This window comes from Mesomycoplasma molare, from assembly GCF_024918955.1.
Taxonomy (GTDB): Bacteria; Bacillota_I; Bacilli_A; order Mycoplasmatales; family Metamycoplasmataceae; genus Mesomycoplasma_A; species Mesomycoplasma_A molare.
In genome coordinates, this window is sequence record NZ_CP103423.1 from 265,190 (window position 1) to 286,004 (window position 20,815).

Below are 20,815 nucleotides of genomic sequence, written 5' to 3' on the forward strand. Positions count from 1 at the left end.
TATTTAGAAAACAATTGAAAGTTTATTATTTATTATTTTTTGTCTCCTATATATCCATTGACAAATGATTCTAATACAACTTGCAATCTAGTTTTGTCTTTTTGGAATTTATCTTTAGAACTAAGTTTATTTAAATCGTATAAATAGAAGATTATATTATCGTTTTTAAAGTTATATTCACTAACTCCAAAAAATCCTCTGGTATCTTCACCACCAAAATATCAATCATTAAATTTTAAGTTTTTATTTGTATCTTCTTTTATTCCTAATTTTCCTTTGATAATTGAAGAAAAAATAGGATTTTGTTTATCTTCTTCTGAAATTGCTCCATCCTGAATAGCCTTATTTATTCCTCAATTTATAAGCGCTACAACATCATACCCAGCAAAGCCAGTGAATGAAGATCAATAAACAGTTGTATTAATTTCTTTTTGATGTCTTATTTTTCAATGCAATAGAGTGAATAATCTATATCCGGCTTTATAAGTCTCGGTATCTTTATAAAGTGTTGATTCAGTTATTTCATTGTTTTTTACTTTATTTACAAAATCTTTATAAATAGGTGTAAATATGTAAGAAACTATTTCTCCTAATTTATTAGCTAATTCAATAGTTCCAATATCTTTAGAATAGTAAATATTTCCAAAAAGAATTCCACTTTCTTGATCGGCATTTTCTAGTAAACTATAGATTCCTGTTTTGTTATTAATATCTGATGCTTCAAAAATTCTATTAACAAATTTTACAAAAACATTTGATTCTATAGAATTAATTAAAGATTTTAAAAAAGGTAATTTTGTAAATGCTTTTGAGAATAAAATTTCTAATTTATTTTCAACATCAGGAGTTTGATTTAATAATTCAAATAAAGCCGATTTAATCAATGACTTTGTTAAAATATTGATTAATTCAACAAAATTGCTATAGTTGTTTTCTTCTTTTTTAAGTTCAACAAAAATTTGATTTACTGCATTTAAAAATTCTTCTGAATTTAATACTGTTTTAAATAAAGGATCAATAATTTTCTTTAAAATTTCTTTGTCTTGTTGTTCGTCAAAGTTTATTTTTTTGCTTTTTAATGCAAATAATAAAAAGTCTATAATTTTATCATTATTATCTTTATATAAAGTTAGAATAAAGTCTTTTATTTTAAGTTTAATATTGGTATTTTCACTTTTATTTAACTCGTTTACTGAGTATTTTGTAAATTTTATAATAAGTTCTTTAAATGAAACTAAATTTTGAAATTGCTCAATGTTTTCTGTATAAGATTTTAAAAACAGATTTATAAATGGATCTAAATTTTCTTCTTCTAATAAAGTATTAATAGAAGAATTTATATTAAATTTTAAAAGAGAATTATTGTTTAAATTATTTACTTTTTCATTAATAAAATTTTCTAAATTTTTTCTTTGTGATAAAAGCATTTTCTTTATAAGAGAAACTGCAAGTATTTTAAAGTTACTAATTAATTCATTTTTAGTTTCTAAGTTTTTTTCGCTATTTATAAGATCATTTAAAGTCTTGGAAAAAATACCAAAAATAGAAGTTAAATTTTCTGTTGTAAAAAGTTCTTCTTTTATTTTTTTATAAATATTATCAAAACTTAGATTATTATTTTTTTCTAAGTCACTTAAGATGTTTTCTAATTTTGAATAAGTTTTATAGATAAGTTCAGATTTAACTAAATTAACTTGTAATTTCTTGATAAAGAAAGAATCATTATATTTTAAGAAATTTAAAAGTTTTTCTGAAGGATCTAAAAATGTAATAAATTCACTTGAAAAAATAGCGTTTATTACATTATCAACTATTCCTTCGTTCATGTTTGTAAGACCGATAATTCTTTTTCCATAATTATCTTTTGATCTTATTGATTCTTTTTCTTGCTCAAATGAGTATAGTGTATTTAAGTATTCTTTTGAAGAATTTCCAAAAATATCTTCTAATTTATCTGATGTTTCTATTTGATATTCAAAATCTAAATTATCACTTGAAACGAATTTATCATTAAAATCATATTTATAATAAGGTTCTTTAAAATCTTTATATTTATTAGTAATTTTTAAATATATATCCATAGCCATTTTTTTATAAGCTTTTGTGTTTGGGTGAATATCTAAAAATAAAGATATTAACTCATTTTTATTTAATTCTCAATATTCTTGGTTATAAGAATTTATATAATTTATATTATTTTTTCTTGCGATATTTTCAATTGTATTATTTATTGAAGACAAAATAAAATCACTTATTTTTTGGTTTTTTAATGTCTCGGAATTTATAAATTTTAAAGCCATATCGTCAATTAATTTTTTTAGTTTCAGTAAAGGCATCGGATATGAAATTAAGTTTATATTTGTTTTAGGTGCTATAACTTTTAAATTTGATAAAAAAAGATTTAATCTTTCTGTTATTTTTTCTTGACTTAACTTTAAAATTTTTTCTAGGTTGTTAGAAAAATAATTTAAAATATTTGAATTTTTATTTTCTAAATTAGAAATTATCTCCTTTATATTTAACTCCTTCAGAGATTCGAAAAAAGTATGGAAAAAATCGTTTGCTCCTAAAGTTATGGTAACAAAATTTGAATTTTTTAATTGATTTTTAATTTCTTTTCCTAATTCAAGATAATTTTCACCAAAAAAAGTTTTTAAATGTTTATCTTCTTTTCGAACTTCTTCTTCATTAAGAAAACCTAATAAAAGATTAAAATCTAATATTGTCGCCCCTGAAACTGCGTAATTTTTAAAATTTTCTATTCTATTATTGTCTTTGTTTAAAATTCTTGCTAAAAATGATGAAAAAGATAATCCTGTTATGGTATTTCCATTTTTTTCTCCCGGATAATCTTTATCTAAAGTTCCATCAAAACCTGCACTAATAGAATCACCTAAAGATATATAATTAATTTTTTGATTTAGGTCTATAAAATTATTTGATTTTTTTCTTAATTCTTTTTTATTTTGTAATTCTATATCATTATTTTTATTATTATTTATTTCGTAATCTTCTATTTCTTGATTTATATTTGAATTACAAGAAATAGAAGAAAATAAAGGCAAATTTATTATTGAAAAATAAAAAATTTTTTTTAAAATACTTATGTTTTTTTTCATTTTCACTTCCTTTTTTGCTACTTATTATAAAATAAAATTATTAAGAAAAAACATTTTTCAAAAATAAATTTTATTATTAAAATTTTATAAATTAGTTTATATGTAAAGAGGGGTTAAATATATGAAAAAAATAAAAAAGACTTTGTTTATAGTAGCTTCTTCATTAACTATGTTTAGTATAGTTTCTTGCGGAACATCATTACCTTCTCAAACTGGAGAAAATAGTCAACTAAGAAAAACGAATCAATTTATAAATTTTCAAGAGTATGGTATACCTAAAAAAGAAAATATAAAAATTAGAACATTGCTTTTTCCTGCTGCAAGGTCAGAAAACAAATTAGATTCAGAAGGATTTTTTAATTTTCGTCTTCATCATTCTCCCGTAAATGGAGTTACAGGAGAATGAACTGCCTTTGCAACAGAAGTAAAATCATTAAAAGATAATACGCTAGTAGAACCGATAATTGTAAAAAAAGCTATAACTAAGGCTGAAAGTAACGCAGAATTTCCTTTAAAATTTACATGAAATTTAGAAGCAGAAAAACTTGAAGAAGGAAAAATTTATACATTTATTTTTTGAAAAAATGATGGGACAGAAAAAATAGTTTTTCAAGATAAACATATAAAAGAAAGTAATGACACTTTCGAAGCAAAAAAATAATTTTATATAAATTTAAATGCTATTTTTTAGATTTTTAGTTTTTAAAAAGTGATTAAAATTATAAAAAAATAACTTTTTTAAATTTGAAATATTTATATTTTTGTAAAAAATTTATTTAATTTATAATTAAATATACTAAAAAAATATTTAAAATCTAATAGCATAAAGGAAACAAAAAATGAAGAAGAAAACTAAAATAAAATTATCAGCTAGCGCAGTAATGATTTTAAATTTAGGATCAGTAATTTCATGTTCAAATGAAAATAATTCAGATATTTCATTAAAGGATAAAAATTTAGATAAATTAATTCAATATTTTTCTGAAAATAATTTTGATTATTTTTCAAACTTGAAAGAAAATATTAGTAGTAGATCAAAAATAAATTTAAATGAAGATCAAGTAAATAACTTGATTTCATTTTTAAATCACTACAAAACTATTATTGACTTTAAAACGGAAGAACCTTATAAGGGTATTGAAATTTATTTTGATAATACCAATATAATTAATGAAAGATTAAAAAAATTTGACAAAATTATTAATATTAACGATGATTCATTTTTAAATGTAACTGAAGAATTATTAGAAGAAATTCAAGACACTATAATTAAATTGAAAGGTAGAAATAGTGAAATTATCGAAAATAATAATGCTTTAGATGGATTTATCAATAGAATACAGGAAATACAAATAGAAAATTCAAATATACTAAATTTAATTAATAAAAATATAATGCTCTTTTTTAATAATAAAAAAAATAGAAGTAGCTTTTTTGAGAAATTAGAGTCAATTATTGAAAAAAATAATTATTTAAATCAGATTATAGAAGTTTATAAAGATGCGGATAATGAAGAATTTAGAAGCTATTTAAAAATTTTAAAAGTATTTTTAAATAGTTTTGATGGACAAGTAGAACTTAATTCTATATTGAACCAATTTGAAGAAAAAACAAAGATATTAATAAAATTAATTTTAGATAATGATTTAAGGATCAATAATTTAAAAAAAGAAATAAAAAATTTAGAGGCAAAAATTTCTTTTTCTAAAGTTTTAACTAATTTAGAAAAAGAAAAATTAATATTAGAAACAAAAGAAATAATCATTTATGAAGATCTAGATAAAGTTAACAAAAAGTTTCAAAATTTAGAATTAGAATTAGATAAAAATAAGAATAATTTTATTAATAATATAAGCGAATTCCCAATTAGTCTAAATAATAAAAAGTATTTAGAAAATGTTGTTTTTTCTTTCGATGAATTTGAAAAATTTAAAAATTTTGAAATTAAATTCAAAAATTTTATTTGATAATTTTGATACTGATGAAGTTGATTATGAAATAATAGATTTAATGCTTGATGAAGAAAATAGAAATAATTTGATTGTAAAAGTTAAGGTATTTTTAAAATCTAATCCTGAAATTAACTATGAATTAATAAGTTCTAAACTTTTTAATAAAGATGTTAATCAAATTATTGATGATATAAGTTTTAATAATTTTGATCAATTTTTTTCAGTAGACTATGAAGAAATTAAAAAACTAACTTTAAATGAATTTCTTAATTTAGATATTTCTAAAAAATTAGAATATTTTAAAACAGAAAAAACATGAATATCTAATTTTTTTAAATTTGAAATTAAAAATGATTTTGAATATATAGACGATAGATTATTTGCTACCTTTAATATTTTATTTAATAAACAAGTTATAAAAAGTTGAAAAATTCCCACTATAAAAACTATAAATTTTTTAGAAAACAAAGAGGAAATAGAAAGATATAGAGATTCTTTAGATTTAGAAAAAATCATGCAAATAATAAGAGGTAATACTTCTAGTTTGATGACGAAAATAAAATTTAAAAAAGACGCAAAATGATCTCATATAAATTATCTCGCATCAGATGCTAAAAAAGCGTTTGAAGAAATTTATGAATTACCAAAATATGGTAAATATGAAATTTTTATTAAAGATATTAAAAATGTTAACAATTTCGATGGTCGAGCAGATCTTATCTTGTGATATAAAGAAAACGGAGTAGAAGCACCGATCAACAACCCTAGAGAAGTTTTCAACAATTTAAAAAGATTAGGGAGTTTTAAATTGTTGAATTTTGATGATTTAATTCCAGAAAATGGTAAGTTTTTTGAGGCAAATGATTTTGAAAATTCTATTGAATCACCTTCCCAAGCACATATAGATGCTATTAATTCTATTAATGAATCTAATTTCGCTTTAAGAATGTCATATGGAATATTTAGAGATGTAAATTATAGATCTATAAATGTTTTAGATATGATAGAACAACAAGCGTTTATAAAAATGGAGTATTTATTAGAAATTAAAAATGGTGAAAATAGAAAGGGTGAAAATTTTGAAAATGATGCATATGTTCCCTTATCAGCAAAAACTTATGATAAAGAGATTACAGTAAATACTACAAATTTATCAGATTTAAAAAATAATTATTTCATTTATTATTATGATGTAAAAGCCGTTGGAAAAAGAGGTATGTCTTTTAAATTAGGTTTTATAAATAAAAGAAGAAATGAAATAAGATATACAACCGATAAAGAATATACGTTAATAAATATAGTTAATGATTTTCAACAATCTCTTTATCCAGAAATTATGGTAAATAATATAAAATTAAGTGATTTAGAAATAAATTACGATCTTTTATCACAAAAAACTGCTTTGTACTATACGGAAAATATGAACGAACTTAATGAAGTTATAAAGTTAAGAAGCGAGAATGATCAAATAAGATATAAAAATTATTATTTACCAGTTAGATTGTTTAAAGTTGCAGAATTAAAGAAAATAACTAACGATGAAGCTTATATTAGGTTTTCTGTATTAGATAAAAATAATTCCGCAGTTTTGGGTAATACATGATATAAAATTAAAGGTTTTTTAACAAGTGAAATTGATAATAGTAAGCAAATTTTAAATTTTAGTGATGAAAATCTTAAAACTATTCAAGATTCTAAAAATTCTATAACTAGAGAAAGAGTTATAGAACCATTTTGAAAAGATCTAATATGATCATTGGATAAGAACATAAACACAGCTTATTGAACATTGAAGAAAAAATATTTAGAACAGACTTTTTTAAGAACAAATACAAAAAATAGAATTTTAAAATTTAATATTTTAGCCAATTCATTAGTAAACAATTCTTCTAAAGATAGTAGAGTTAGAAATTTTGACAATTCAATTAGCTTAGAGGTAAATTTTGATGATTTAATTAAAAAACAATCTATAGAATTTAGAAAAACTTCTTATGCTAATGACTTAAAAATAAATTATTTTATTAATTTATCTTGAAACGAAGAAAAAGGAATTGATTTTAAAATTTCTATGGAGGACAATGATAATAAAATAATTATTGATGAACCTGAAGCGCAAAGGTTTGAACAAGGAATAACTTTTGATAGAACAAGAGCTTTTATTATCTTGCCTGCTGCAGTAAAAACTGTTATAAGTTATACTAACGATGAAGAGTTAGAGGACTTTAAGCAAAATCAAAATAGATTTGATTATAATGAAGTAGAATACAATGAATACAATCAACCAATTTTATTTTCTAGTGATCTAGAATTTCAAAAAAATAGAGAAATATATCATCCTAATCAAAATGTCAAATTTAAGTTACATGAAGGATACAAATTAAATGTAGATTATTTACGTGTAAGACAATATAGAGGATGAGATATAGTTGAAACCGCATATTCTAGAGCCGCTTTGTATGATGGTAGTACTTTTTTTGGTACGATTGGTTTTTTAGGAAAAGTAAATAATAATCCAAATGATGCAACATTTTATGTTTTAACAAATCATCACGTGGAAGGTTCAGGATTATCTAATTTTAATGATGTTGTAGGAAATAATTTTTTAGCTGTTAGAAATGGTAGAAATTATGCTTTTGCCCCTGATAGAATAGGTAGTAATGTTAATAGATTCTACAATTTAAGGACTTCTGGAGCAACTTCTATTTTTAATAATCAAATTAAAATTATTTGAACAGGAAAAGAACAAATATCAAAAGATGGAAGAGTAACAAACAAAACACAAGATTTAACCATGTTTGTAATAGATTTAAATTCCAAGTTAAGAGAAGCTAGATCAGCTGGTAATATGCAAGTTGTTTGAAAAATAGAAAATTTAATGAAAAAATCTAATGTTAAAATGGATATAGATTATCGTTTTGGAGAAATGTCTGTTCCGAATATAAGAGAAATTTCTACAATGGGTTGACCAGGGACAAGATATTCTGGTTCTATAAATAGAAGGCCTGCTTTAGCTAGCGATACTACAATTAGAGTTAGTGTACAAAACAATTACGTACAAGTTTATAATGGGGGAGGAGCTTCTGGAAGTGGAATGTTTTTAAATGATGATAGTTATATTGCTACTTGGACAGCTGGTTCTGGAGGGCCTTGATCACAAGGATATAGATACGATGATAGGAGTTATAATTTCTTTGGAATAAATTGAGAAAATGAAAACCCATTAACATTAAAAAATTATCGTTCAGTTGCTTCTCAAATTTTTAAAGCTAATTTAAGATATCCTGAAAAATTTGATTTGCCTTGATTTTTAAAAGAAATTAATAATTAGGAGGAAAAATGTTTAAAAATAAAATCATAAAATTGCTTTCAGTAAGTTCATTTTTGAGCCTTTTTTCTATAATTTCTTGTTCAAATCAAACAGACAAGATAAATCAAAATTCAGAAATTATATATAAACAGAATGATGCTTTTTTAAATAAAACAAATCTAGAAACAAAAGAAAAAACAATAAATTTTTCTTTACATAAGAATGTAGATAATATTATTCCTATACTAAACGTTATAAAAATTTATAAAGGCGATAAAATAAAATTAGATGATTTACCTAAACAAATTAAGGTTTTAGATGAATTAAATGAAATAAAATGAATAAATGTATTTTGAGATTTTAGAGAGGATAAAATCTTTTATTCAGATGATGTTATAACCGGGCAAATCAGACATAATAAAAAAAACATAATCACAAAACTTTATGTATTAACTCAAAGTAGAAAAGATATACTAGAAAGTGACTTTTTAACAAAGGAAGAGAGAATGACAATTGATTTTGATAAAAGTACTCACGACGGTGGTAGAGATGCGTTATCAAAATTAATAGATAGATCTGGGGATTATGTTAATACAAATTCTAGATGAGATAATTGAAATTATTATGATCGTGCACAAAACACAAATTTTGTTTTTCATTGGGAAGAAAAAACAAATATTTCAAGAATAGAAATAAATTTTTGAAGATGAGCTTCTAGGGGAGAATCTACAGGGAGATTACCTAAAAATATTTATATTCAGCATTCTGAAGATGGAATGAATTGAACTAATGTAGAAAATCAAGATAAAATTTCTGCTCAAGATTTAGGTCCTATGTTATCTCATCCGCAGGCAAGATTAGCTAATACTTCTGATACAAAAAAGATAACTTTTGATACAGTTAAAACTAATTGGATCAGAATTCATTGAGAACCGGCTACGGATTCATCAAATAGAAATTTAATTATTGGAATTACTAATATCGCTTTTAAAGGTTTAGATAAGGAAGATAATTTAATTTTTAGTAGCGATAAATCTATAAAAAAGTTTAAATACGGCAATACTATTATAGAGAACTTTAGTAGTGAAATTAATATCGAAAGTAATAATTTAGATGATGAATTAGAAGTTTATTCCAATGCAACACTAGTTCAAAAAGAAATCATTTATAGTGATTTAAATAGAAAAAAATATAAAGTTTTATCTTATGACGATAAAGGCGAATACTTAATTTATGATGTGAATATTAAAAGAATAGGAGATTAAATGAAAAATAAAAATAAAAATTTTATAAGACATTTATTATTAACTAGTCCTATTGTTATAAGTCCTTTTTCATTTTTATCCATGTCAAATGAAGCAAATAATAGTGTTCAAAATATCGATTATCAATTCTTGACTCCTGTTAAAAACATTTCTTATGATAATAATTTTTTCATACTAAAAAATAAAATTAATTTAATTTTAAGTTCGCCATTGGAAGATAATCCTAATTTTATTTTATTAATTAAAACTTTAAAAGAACTTAAATATGAAATTTCTTTTTCAGAAACAACAAAAAGCGATTATACGAATATAGTAATTTCTTTTTTGGAAGATAAAAATTTAAGTGTAAATAATTTAATTACTAAATATGGTTTAGATTTTAACTATAATATCGCTAATTTTAATGAATATTTTATAGAACTGAAAAATAATTATTTGTTTTTAGAATCGAACGATAAAATTGGTTTAACAAATGGTTTAGCGACATTAAAAGAAATTATAAAAAATAGTGATAATAAAGTTTTACAAAATGCCAAAATTAATGATTATCAAAAAATAAAGAATAGATCTATATTTGATAGCTTAGATATTTCGTTAGAAAATAGAAAGAAAAATATTTCTAACGCAATAACAAATGGATTTAATAAATACATTTATTTTAATTCTCGAGATTTAAAAAATTCAAAAAATTGAAGAGATTTGTATGATGAATATGAATTAAATTTATTGAATAATCTTGCAAATTTTACTAAAGAAAAAGGTATGGAATTTATTTATACAATAGATTTTTTTACCCATTCTTCTATTTCTCAAGATAATTATTTTGAAAGCGATATAGATGTATTAAAGCAAAAATTATTACAATTAATAAACAATGGAATAAAGTCTTTTGCTTTCTCTTCTTTAGAAAGCTCTAATTTAAATAATACATTACAAGTAAATGTTATAAATTCTATTTCTGAATGGTTATCGAGTTTAAGAGATTCTCATAAAGTAAATGAAAAAATCTTTTATTTGGTAAAAGAACAAAATGTTTCTTTAATTCCAGATTATTTTTCTACTTTTAATAATAATATTGAAATTATTATGACAGGAGGAAAAAAATATAATAATCTTAATAGTGAATTTATTAGAACCTTTAATTCATCATTAAATAAAAAAGCAAATATTATTTTTAATTTCCCTAAACTAGTAGACGAAAATATTTTATCAATAGACTTATTATCTAATTTTGACTTTAATGATTTTCAACATAACGATTTAAATTCATTTATAGTGAGCTTATCAGAAAATTTAGAAATAAATAATGTATTTTTAAAAGAATTTAATATTTTATTTTCTTTACAAAATAGAGATGATCTAGAAAAACAAAAAAACATTTTATTGAAAAATATTTTAAATTTAAATTCAATAGAAAATCCATTATTAAAATCCTTTAATAATGTTTTGGATAATATTAACTATTCTGATAAAGAAGAAAGTGAAATCATAAATTTAAACGAGAGTAATTACTTATCTTCTTCATTAACCGAAATAGAAAATAAAATAAAAAATAACAATTATACAATTGATGAAATTCTTGATTTAAAAAAGAAAATATCAATATTACAAAATGATTCGGAGTTTATTTTAAATTATAAGAATAATTTTACACAAGAAATAAAACCTTGAGTTCAAAAAATATTTTTGATAAGTGAAATAATTAATATTCTTTTAGATGTGGCTGTTTATAAAAGAAATAATCTTTTATCCGAAACTAACAATAGTATTTTTTTAGCAGAAGAAAAACTAAGACATATAGAAAATATAGCTGATTTAAAAGAAAATAAAAAAATTAACGGTGGAGAAAAAGTTCTTTTACCTTTTATAAAATCAATATTGACATATTTCAAAAATAATATAGCAATTTCCGTAGAAAAAAATATTTTTGAAGTAGAACAAGAATTCATTAGTAGTAGAGGAAGAGAAGCTAATTCTTCTTTTGGTGTAAGTTCAGAACAAGTTTTATTAAAATCCAATAATTCAGTATCGGTTTTTAATGGTTATAATGAAAAAATAAGAAAAGATGAATATTTTGGTACTAGATTTTCAGAAGCCATTACTTTAAATAAGGTTTATATAAAAATGGGTGATGGTACAGATCATTTTTATAATTTTGTTGTTGAATACCAATTAGAAGATGATACCAATTGAAATCAAATAGGTTCAGCACATAGTGCACCTAGCGGAAACTTTAATCCTATTACATTAACAAATTTAAACTTAAAAAATGTAAAGGCCGTAAGAGTTAGAAATTTAGAAGAAAATAGTGATAATGGTTGAGTTAGAATTTTTAATTTCGTTGTAAATGACTTTGATAAAGAAAAAATTGTAGAAACATGATTTAATGATGCTGTTTTTAATGCTAATGATAGCTTAAATATTCAAAATAGAGCAGGAAATAGTAATAGTATTTTAGATGATGATATTCGTACTGAATGACAAATATCTTCTAGAAATACACATAGTTTTAATCAAGGTGCATCTGTTAGTATATCATTCCCTACTAGAAGAAATATAACAAGAGTTTTAGTAGAACAAGGTGCTTCCAAACATAGTGATGTCCTTAATAATTTTAAAGTAGAATATTATGATTATGGATCAAATGAGTGAAAAAGATTCGGCTCATATGATTTAGAAAATTTAAGATCACAGACTATATCAGGATTTGCTTATACAGATAAAATAAGAATAATAAATAATTCACAAAAAAACTCATGATGACGTTTAGGAACTTTTAAAGCAGGTGGATTTCAAGTTCATGAAAATCAGACCTTTGTATTAAAAAGTCCTAATTTAAGAATTGCACAAAATGGTGCGATAAATTCGGCTTCAAGAAATGATAGATTTGAATATATTGTCGATAAAAACGATGACACTTATGCATGAATGTCACAATTAAGTAATAACGGAAATATAGCTCAAAACAATTATTTAAACATTTTATTTAATGATTATAAAGAAATTACAAGTATTAGAATATTACAACAACAAAATGAAGTATTAAGATATTTTAAAATACAAAAAATAATTAATGATAATTATGTTGATATTAGTCCTGAAATTGATGTGAATAACAATTTAGAATTTATTTATGAAGTTCCTAAAAATACCGGGAAAATGAATGGTATACGAATCATATCTACAAGAAATTCCAATAGATGATGAGGGTTAAAATCTGTAGATATTAGTGATAAAAAAGCTAAAAATAAAGAAAATCTTTATCTATCTAGTGAAACAAAAAGTGAAGAATTTAGTACTTTAGAAGATGAGTTAGTGTTTAGTTTAACAAACCAAAACAATGAAATAAATAAGAATTACACTTTATCAGAAAACGAATATATAGGTATTAATTTAGGAAAAATTTTAAAAATAAAAGAAGTTACAACTAATATAACTAAAACTGATCAAATTAAATTTTTTAGTTCTATAAATGGTGTAGAATGAAAAGAAGTAGATGATATTAATTCGTTGGGAGAAGATTTTAAAGCTCAATATTTTATTGTAAAAAATATTTCAAGTCAAAATGTTAATATTGCTTTTACTAATTTAATAGTAAAAACTGAAGAGAATTTAGATTTTGGAAAATTAGATTCCACAAATTTTGCAAAAAATGAAAATTATGATTCTAAATTTGAATTTGACAATGATTTAAGTACTTCATCAACTTTTAGTCAAGTAGGAAAAAATAAATACGTTATCTATGATTTAATAAGAAAACAAACCATAAATTCAATTAAAATATATTCTTCAGAAGATTCTTATGATTTTCCAAGAGATATTGAAGTTCAAGTTTCAGAAGATAAAGACATATGACATAAAGCATTTACAATAAATGATAATAATTCAGGGAATAATTTAAGCAAACTAAAAGATACAACTTATGGATTTTTTAGTAGAGATAAAGTTAATTATAGATATTGAGGAAAAGAAAATTTAAATTTCAACAATATTAAATATATAAGGATATTAGTAAAAAACAATTATCCTTTAAATAGAAATTTATCTATCAACGAAATTATTATTAATGATCAAGAAAGCCCTTTAAAGGAAACAAATTTTAAATATGAAGGATCAGAATTAACTTCTTCAAATACAAATGGACCTGAAAAACTTTTAGATAAAAACTTAAAAACTACTTTTATACCTAATCAAAATAGTGGTATTCTTAAAATTAATATTGATAGCAAAGAATTTAAAGGAAAGAAAATTAGAATTTTTAGCTCTAAAGTTAATTTAAACACAAAGCTTAAGTTAAAAACTTTCAATAAAGAAAATTCAACTGAAAATGAAATTTTTATCGGTAATTTAAGTAAAAATTTAATCTTTTTTAATTTACCCAATAATCAAAATGAAGAACTATTACAACTAATAATAGAGTGAAAAAATGAAAAACCTATAATTAATGAAATTAGTTTAGAAAATATAGAAGGAAATAATGATGTTTCTAGAGAAGAAGTAAATTTATTGTTAGAAAATTTACCAAGTAATTTTGATAATTGAATTAATGAAGATAAAACCGCTTTTAATAAAATAAAATCTTCTATTTTATTAGCTTTAGAATCTGAATATCTTTCTCAAAAAAGTATTGAAGATTTTAAAAATGAAATTAATTTTATTATTCAAAATTCTAATGTAAAAGCAGATACTAATAATTTAAAAGAATTAATTCAAAATAAAGTTACTAATGAAAATGACATTTATACTTTAGATTCATATACTGATTATGATACTCAAATTAAAAATGCTAAGAAGTTTTTAAGCGATGAAGAAAATCTAACTCAAGAAAAAATAAATACTTTAACTGAAAAAATAAATACTTCTTTCGCTAAGTTAAAATTTTCTAGAAAACAAAAAGTCCTTTTAGATAAAAATATAAATTTATTTAACGAACTAAATAAAAATATCTATGAAGCAATCGGAATTAATGTTTTAAAAGTTCTAGTGGATGAAGGGAAGGAAAAATTAAATATTAGTGAAGATGCTTTATTGTTTTTAGATTTAAATAATTCTTTTAATTTCAAATATAACAATTTAAAATTAAATGAGTTAGGAATAAAATTAAAAGAACTTGAAAGTTTAGTTAAAAAAGCTAAAATCATTATTGAAGATAAAAAATGAGAAACTATAGACAATAATTTATCTTTAAAAATTTTTGAAATAGATGATTTTATAAGCAAAAATAATTTCAGCCAAAATAGCATTTTATCTTATAGTGAATCCTTAGAAAAAGAATTAAATAATTTTCAATCGATTAAATCAGCAAAAATTAATGAATTCAAAGAAAATATTATTAATAAATATATAACTATAAAGGATTTTTTAATTCCTGAAACCTATATAAATTATCAAAGAACTATCAAGGATGGAGAAAATAGTTTAAACTCAAATGAACTATCAGATAAAATCATAGTAAATAATATTAAGTTAATAAAAGAATCAGAGAAAAATATAGAAATAAATCGTGATTATCTTTTAGAACAATTACATAATATTGAAGATAAAAATATAGTTAATGTCTTCTTAAATAAACTAGAAATTGCAAAAGAAAACAAATTAGATTATTTAAATTTAATTTTAGAATTCCAAAAATTTAATACACCAGTAAATATTGCAAAAATTAGCACTTATAAAGAAGAATTAAATCAATTATTACAGAAAATAACAAATGAGATGTTAAAAGAAAAATTTATTAATGAAATTAATAATTCTTATAAAGAAGAAGATTTACAATTATTAAAAGTTGAAGTTGAAAAAGAAATTGAAAAAGAATCTTCAAATGAAGAAAAAATGAATAATAAAAATAATAATGTAGGAATTATTTTAGGTTCAACTTTTTCTATTCTAGCTTTATTAAGTGCAGGAATTTTTGTGCTTTATAAAAGATTTTTTAAAAAAACAAAAGATAAATAAAAAGAAATTTATAAAAAAATATACAATAAAATCTTGTATATTTTTTTATATTAATTCTTTTATGGTTTTTGAAATTGAATCAGAGTTATGGTTTCCAATAATTTTAAAAGCTACTTCTTTAGCTGAATCTGTTCCATTTTCCATTGCAAAACCTTTAGCAGCATTTTTAATCATTAAAATATCATTTCCTGAATCCCCGAATGTTATGAGATTATTAGTGGTAAGATTTAATTTTTTTAATATTAATTCTAACCCAAAAAATTTATCAGTATTTTTAGGATTTATATCTAAATAAACTCTATTTGTAACAATACAACTAGCGCTTTGATTTAAAATTTTTGTGTATTTTTCCGCTAATTTTTTGATGGTTTCTTGAGAATTTCTTAAAGCTAATTGTGTAATTTTCTCTTTTCTTATAAAAATAGCTTCTTTTAACTCTTCTTCGCTTTTAAAGAGTTGTTCATCATAGTCCATTTTTTCTTGTTGACTCAATCATGTAAAATCTTGATTTTTTTCTTTGAAAGGGTATACATTTTTTTCGGTACTCAATGTAAAAAAACTTTTACTTTCTTTAGCAGCATTTAAAAATAAATCTAATAAATCACTAGGCAAATGATCTTTAATAAATGTTTCTTTATTTTTCACATCGTAAATAGCTGTACCATTATTTGAAATTAAAAAATCAAAATCAGGAAATTGTTTTAAAAATATAGTAGTTGATGCAATAGCTCTTCCTGTTGCGATTGCTAAATAATGTCCGTGTTTTTTAGCAAGTTTAAGTGCATTAATGGTTTCAGGGTGAATTTTACCTTCACTTGTTAGTAAAGTTCCATCTAGATCAAAAGCAAACAATTTTTTCATAATTAATTTCCTCTATTTTTAAGGTGCGGAAATAATAATACTTCTCTAATTGATTCTTTTTGTGTTAATAACATAACTAATCTATCAATACCTATTCCACATCCACCAGCAGGAGGCATACCGTATTCTAAAGCTTCAACAAAATCCATATCTATTTCACTTGCTTCGTCGTTTCCTGACTCTTTTTCTTTCAATTGTGATTCAAATCTTTCTAGTTGATCAATAGGATCATTTAATTCACTAAACATATTTGCATATTCTTTTTTGTTTATAAATAATTCTGCTCTATCTGTGAATCTAGGATCTTTTTCGTTTTGTCTAGCTAAAGGAGAAATTTCTATAGGATGCCCATAAACGAATGTAGGTTGAATTAAAGTTTCTTCTACAAATAATTCAAATAATTCATTAATTAAATGACCACTAGTAAAATAAGGTTCGATTTTAATTTTATTTTTAATTGCAATTGCTTTAATTTCTTCAAAAGAAGCATTTTTTAAATCTACTCCAACGTGTTTAGAAGTTTCATCCACCATATCTATTTTTTTAAATGGAGCTTTCAAACTAATTAAATGACCACCGTATTGAATTTCTTCTTTCCCTAGTTTTTTTGCTAAAGAAGAAATTAAATCTTCAGTTCTCTTCATCATGATATTTAAATCTGAATATGCTTCATAAAATTCGATAGAGGTAAATTCAGGATTATGAGTTGTGTCAACTCCTTCATTTCTAAAAATTCTTCCAATTTCATATACTCTATCAAAACCACCAACTAAAAGTTTTTTTAGTGGTAGTTCTGTCGCTATTCTTAAATAAAAATCCATACTTAAAGCATTATGAAATGTTGTAAAAGGACGGGCGCTAGCTCCTCCTAAAATAGGGTGAAGAACAGGAGTATCTGCTTCTAAATATTTCAAATTATCAAAAAAACTTCTAACATAAGAAATGATTTTACTTCTTGTTCAAAATATTTCCTTAGCTTCTTCATTAATGATTAAATCGACATAACGACGACGATATTTTTCTTCAACGTCTGTTAAACCATGATATTTTTCAGGAAGTGGTTTTAAAGCTTTAGTTAATAACTTAATTTCTTTAGCGTTTAATGAAATTTCACCAGTATTTGTTTTCATTACAAAACCTTTTACTCATATAATATCACCAATATCAAAGGTTTCAACTAGCTTACTTAATTCAATATTTTCTTTTTTATTAAAGTAAATTTGTGTTTTTGCTTCCTGGTCTTTTAAAACAATGAAAGGACCTCTTTTTGTCATTATTCTTCCAACCACAGATGCAGTAAAGTTTTTGTTATGTAAATATTCCTTAGAATAGGAATGATATTTAACTAAAAGACTAACTGAATTATCTGAAATTTCACCGGCTTGAGAATAAGGATTTATATTCATTTCTTTATATGTTTCTAGTTTTTTTCTTCTTATAAGTTCTTGTTCATTAAAGTGTCTACTCATTTTTCTCCTTTTTATGTATAAATATAATAAATTATAATTTTCAATATTTCTACTAAAGTTCTAAAGTAATTTTTATTTCTTCTAATTTTCTTGTTTTTACAAAAGAATCTTTAAATATTTTTCTTGCTATTCATGCATCTTCTGTATCGTGATATTTGTCTTGAAAATAAATAACTTCTTTTATTCCGGATTGAACAATTGTTTTTGCGCAATTGGAACAAGGAAATAAAGATGTATAAAGAACAGCATTTTCTAATGTAGTAATAGAGTTTAGAATAGCGTTTATTTCTGCGTGTACAACATATGGATATTTAGTTTCTTTAGCACTTTCTCCTTCTCTTGATCATGGAAAATCATCATCATTTCCTGAAGGCATTCCGTTATATCCTAAACCAATAACTCTTTTTCTATTATTTATTATACAAGCTCCCACTTGTGTATTAGGGTCTTTAGAACGTAAGGCGCTCAACTTAGTTAATGCCATAAAATATTGATCTCAATCTATAATTTTTTTCATGTTTTTAATTATATAATAAAAAAATAAAAATATTAAGAACAGCTCACCATTCTTAATGATATTATTATATGAAATAATGCCTTCTGCATCGGAAATTTATCGTAAGAAACATTTAGTTTCGATAACCCTTCAATTTTGAAGAATTAACTATATATTACCATAAAATTATATTTTTTTAAAATATTTGCTAAAATTTAATAATTATGTTAGAGAAGAAGTGGGTAATATTTTTAAAAAATCATTTTCCAGAAAATAAAAAAAAATGATTAATGTATTTTAAATTTTCTCTTCCAATAATAATAACAGGATTCCTTTTTTCATTAAATGGATTTATTGATAATTTTATGGTTACTACAATACCGCATGGTGTTGATTCTTTATCCTATGCAAATTCATGAACAGGGATAGTTGGTGGTGTTATCACTGGTATATCTTTTGTTTGTTCGGGAATTATAGGTCAATATTGAGGTTCAAAAAATTATAATAAAACAAAAGAAGTAATGAGAGTTAGAGTACTTTTAACCTTTATATCAGTTACTATTTTTTCATTATTTTCTCTCTTTTTTTCTAAAAATATGATATCTGTTTTTTATCAGATAAAACAAGATGAAAAAACATTACAACAATCTATTGATTATTTAAGATTAATTGTAATTACATGAATAATTTTTGCTTGAACATCACCGATGAGTTCCTTATTGACTGAAACAGGTCATGGTAAAGAAGCCTTAATTTCATCAATTGGGTCCCTTTTAATAAACATTATTTTAAATATATTATTAATACACGTTTTTAATTTAGGAGTTAAAGGAGCAGCTTTTGCTTCTATTGCAGCAAGAATTTTTGGTATTTTTGGTGATACTTTTTTTGTTTATAAAAAAGTTAGAAAAGCTTTAATCAATCCTTTTAGTTTATTGGAAGTTTCAAAAGATACTTGAAAGAAAATTTTTATTAGAATACATAGTGTTATTTTAATTTCATCAAACACTATATTAATAATTTTAAGAAATATTTTATTTAATAAAATGTATCCTCAAGGAACTATAGGTAATGTAGATTGAGCCATTGGTGCTGCTGCTATATTAGGTTTAACCGGCGCAATAAGTGAAATGTTTTTGGCGGTTTTTGGAGCAATAACTTCTAATATTTCGGGTTTTGTCGGCAAATATTTAGGAAAAAAAGAATTTGAAATTGCTAAGAAAAATGCTAATGAGTTAAAAGGTTTTCATACAATAGTTGCCTTTATTTTATCCTTTCTACTTTTATTTTTTTCTTTATTAGTACCACATATTAATTATTTTGCAGCAGAAATTGCAACTAATTCTTCAACAAAAGAACAAGCTAAAATTTTATATCTTTCAGAACTTCAAAAAACTCTTTTAGTAATTGTTGTTTTTAATCCGATTTGGATTTGATTTTCTACTTCAAGTAGATTAATTGCTTCAGGAGGTAGAACTAACTTAGTTGCAATCTTAGAATTTTGTTTAGAATTTTCTGCTCTTTTATGATTAATTTTTATAACTTTTGTTATTAAACCACAAGATAAAAATATAAGTTTAAGTCAAACATATTGAATTTTTTTCTTGATTGATTTAGTAAAATTTTTAGTTTTTGAAATAGTTTATCTAAAAGTAGATTGAGCTAAACATATAGATGATCCATTAGTTAAAAGAAAGTTATTTGAAAAAAATGTCAACAACTTTAATTAAGGGTATTGTTATAGATTATAAAGAATACGAAAATAATGATGCTATTGTTAAAATATTAACTACTAAAAAAGTAATTAGTTTTTTAGCTAAGGGGGTTAGAAAACCTTTAAGTAAAAATAGAAATTCTTTACTTTTATTGACTATAGGTGAATATGAATTGTTTTTATCTAGATTGAATAACTCAATGTCTAAATTAAAAAAAGGGAACATTATAGAAAACTTCAATTTTTTAGATAAAAAAAATATATATGAAGAATTTTTAGAAATAATGCGCTATATAAAGATTTTAGAATATTCTAATAAAGAATTTTTTGATTTATTAGAATATAGTTTAAAAATAGCTAAAAATAACAATATTTTCTTTATAAAAACGTATATACTATTTAAAATATTAACTTTTTTAGGATATAAACAAACCGCAGATAAATGCATTGAGTGTTATAGTAATAAAAATCTTAATGATTTTAAAATATTTAGCGGCGGTATGACTTGTAAAATTCATACACAAAATGCCTCTTATAAAAGTATTGAAGACTTAAAAACGTTTTATTATTTATCTCATTCATTGGAAATTTATTTAAAATTTGCAAACGTAAAGTCTAATTACACAATTTACAAAGAAATTAAAGAATTTATTAATGAGAATATTATTTAAATTTATGGT

11 protein-coding genes are annotated in these 20,815 nt (G+C 22.6%); 7 read left to right on the forward strand and 4 right to left on the reverse strand.

The genetic code is table 4. The annotated features are described in order from the left end of the window. Positions 1 to 32: 32 nt before the first annotated feature. Positions 33 to 3,119, reverse strand: a complete 3,087-nt coding sequence (locus tag NX772_RS01310) for an SGNH/GDSL hydrolase family protein (protein ID WP_027123205.1) — start codon at positions 3,117 to 3,119, stop codon at positions 33 to 35. Positions 3,120 to 3,240: 121 nt separating this feature from the next. Here NX772_RS01310 and NX772_RS01315 point away from each other — a divergent pair, with 121 nt between their 5' ends. The 5 genes from NX772_RS01315 (at position 3,241) to NX772_RS01335 (ending at position 15,595) form a co-directional block, all read left to right on the forward strand. After that, complete coding sequence (locus NX772_RS01315; RefSeq protein WP_027123204.1) at positions 3,241 to 3,780, forward strand: hypothetical protein; 540 nt, start codon at positions 3,241 to 3,243, stop codon at positions 3,778 to 3,780. Between the two features lie 178 nt (positions 3,781 to 3,958). Beyond that, positions 3,959 to 5,089 carry a peptide chain release factor 1 gene (locus NX772_RS01320; RefSeq protein WP_259429390.1) on the forward strand — a complete coding sequence of 377 codons (1,131 nt, stop codon included), beginning with the start codon at positions 3,959 to 3,961 and terminating at the stop codon, positions 5,087 to 5,089. Continuing rightward, positions 5,058 to 8,399 (forward strand): MGA_1079 family surface serine endopeptidase, encoded by a 3,342-nt coding sequence (locus tag NX772_RS01325; protein ID WP_259429391.1) that lies wholly within the window; start codon positions 5,058 to 5,060, stop codon positions 8,397 to 8,399. The genes NX772_RS01320 and NX772_RS01325 overlap by 32 nt, the downstream gene beginning before the upstream one ends. A gap of 8 nt (positions 8,400 to 8,407) precedes the next feature. Then, complete coding sequence (locus tag NX772_RS01330; protein WP_036450071.1) at positions 8,408 to 9,643, forward strand: hypothetical protein; 1,236 nt, start codon at positions 8,408 to 8,410, stop codon at positions 9,641 to 9,643. Next, positions 9,644 to 15,595, forward strand: a complete 5,952-nt coding sequence (locus NX772_RS01335; RefSeq protein ID WP_027123201.1) for a beta-N-acetylglucosaminidase domain-containing protein — start codon at positions 9,644 to 9,646, stop codon at positions 15,593 to 15,595. It abuts the gene before it with no gap. A 45-nt stretch (positions 15,596 to 15,640) separates the two neighbouring features. Here the strand turns inward: NX772_RS01335 and NX772_RS01340 are convergent, their stop codons facing one another. From NX772_RS01340 to NX772_RS01350, 3 genes are read right to left on the reverse strand one after another with little or no spacing between them, the layout of a single operon-like run. Beyond that, complete coding sequence (locus NX772_RS01340) at positions 15,641 to 16,456, reverse strand: Cof-type HAD-IIB family hydrolase (protein ID WP_027123200.1); 816 nt, start codon at positions 16,454 to 16,456, stop codon at positions 15,641 to 15,643. 2 nt (positions 16,457 to 16,458) lie between these two features. Continuing rightward, complete coding sequence (gene lysS, locus NX772_RS01345; protein WP_027123199.1) at positions 16,459 to 17,925, reverse strand: lysine--tRNA ligase; 1,467 nt, start codon at positions 17,923 to 17,925, stop codon at positions 16,459 to 16,461. 52 nt (positions 17,926 to 17,977) lie between these two features. Further along, on the reverse strand, positions 17,978 to 18,442 hold the full coding sequence (locus NX772_RS01350; protein WP_211246860.1) for a deoxycytidylate deaminase: 465 nt from the start codon (positions 18,440 to 18,442) through the stop codon (positions 17,978 to 17,980). A gap of 203 nt (positions 18,443 to 18,645) precedes the next feature. Here NX772_RS01350 and NX772_RS01355 point away from each other — a divergent pair, with 203 nt between their 5' ends. Continuing rightward, positions 18,646 to 20,151 (forward strand): MATE family efflux transporter, encoded by a 1,506-nt coding sequence (locus NX772_RS01355; RefSeq protein WP_027123197.1) that lies wholly within the window; start codon positions 18,646 to 18,648, stop codon positions 20,149 to 20,151. Then, the gene (gene recO / locus NX772_RS01360; protein ID WP_240532006.1) at positions 20,132 to 20,806 is read left to right on the forward strand and encodes a DNA repair protein RecO; all 675 of its coding nucleotides are present in this window, start codon (positions 20,132 to 20,134) and stop codon (positions 20,804 to 20,806) included. The genes NX772_RS01355 and recO overlap by 20 nt, the downstream gene beginning before the upstream one ends. Positions 20,807 to 20,815 lie beyond the last annotated feature (9 nt).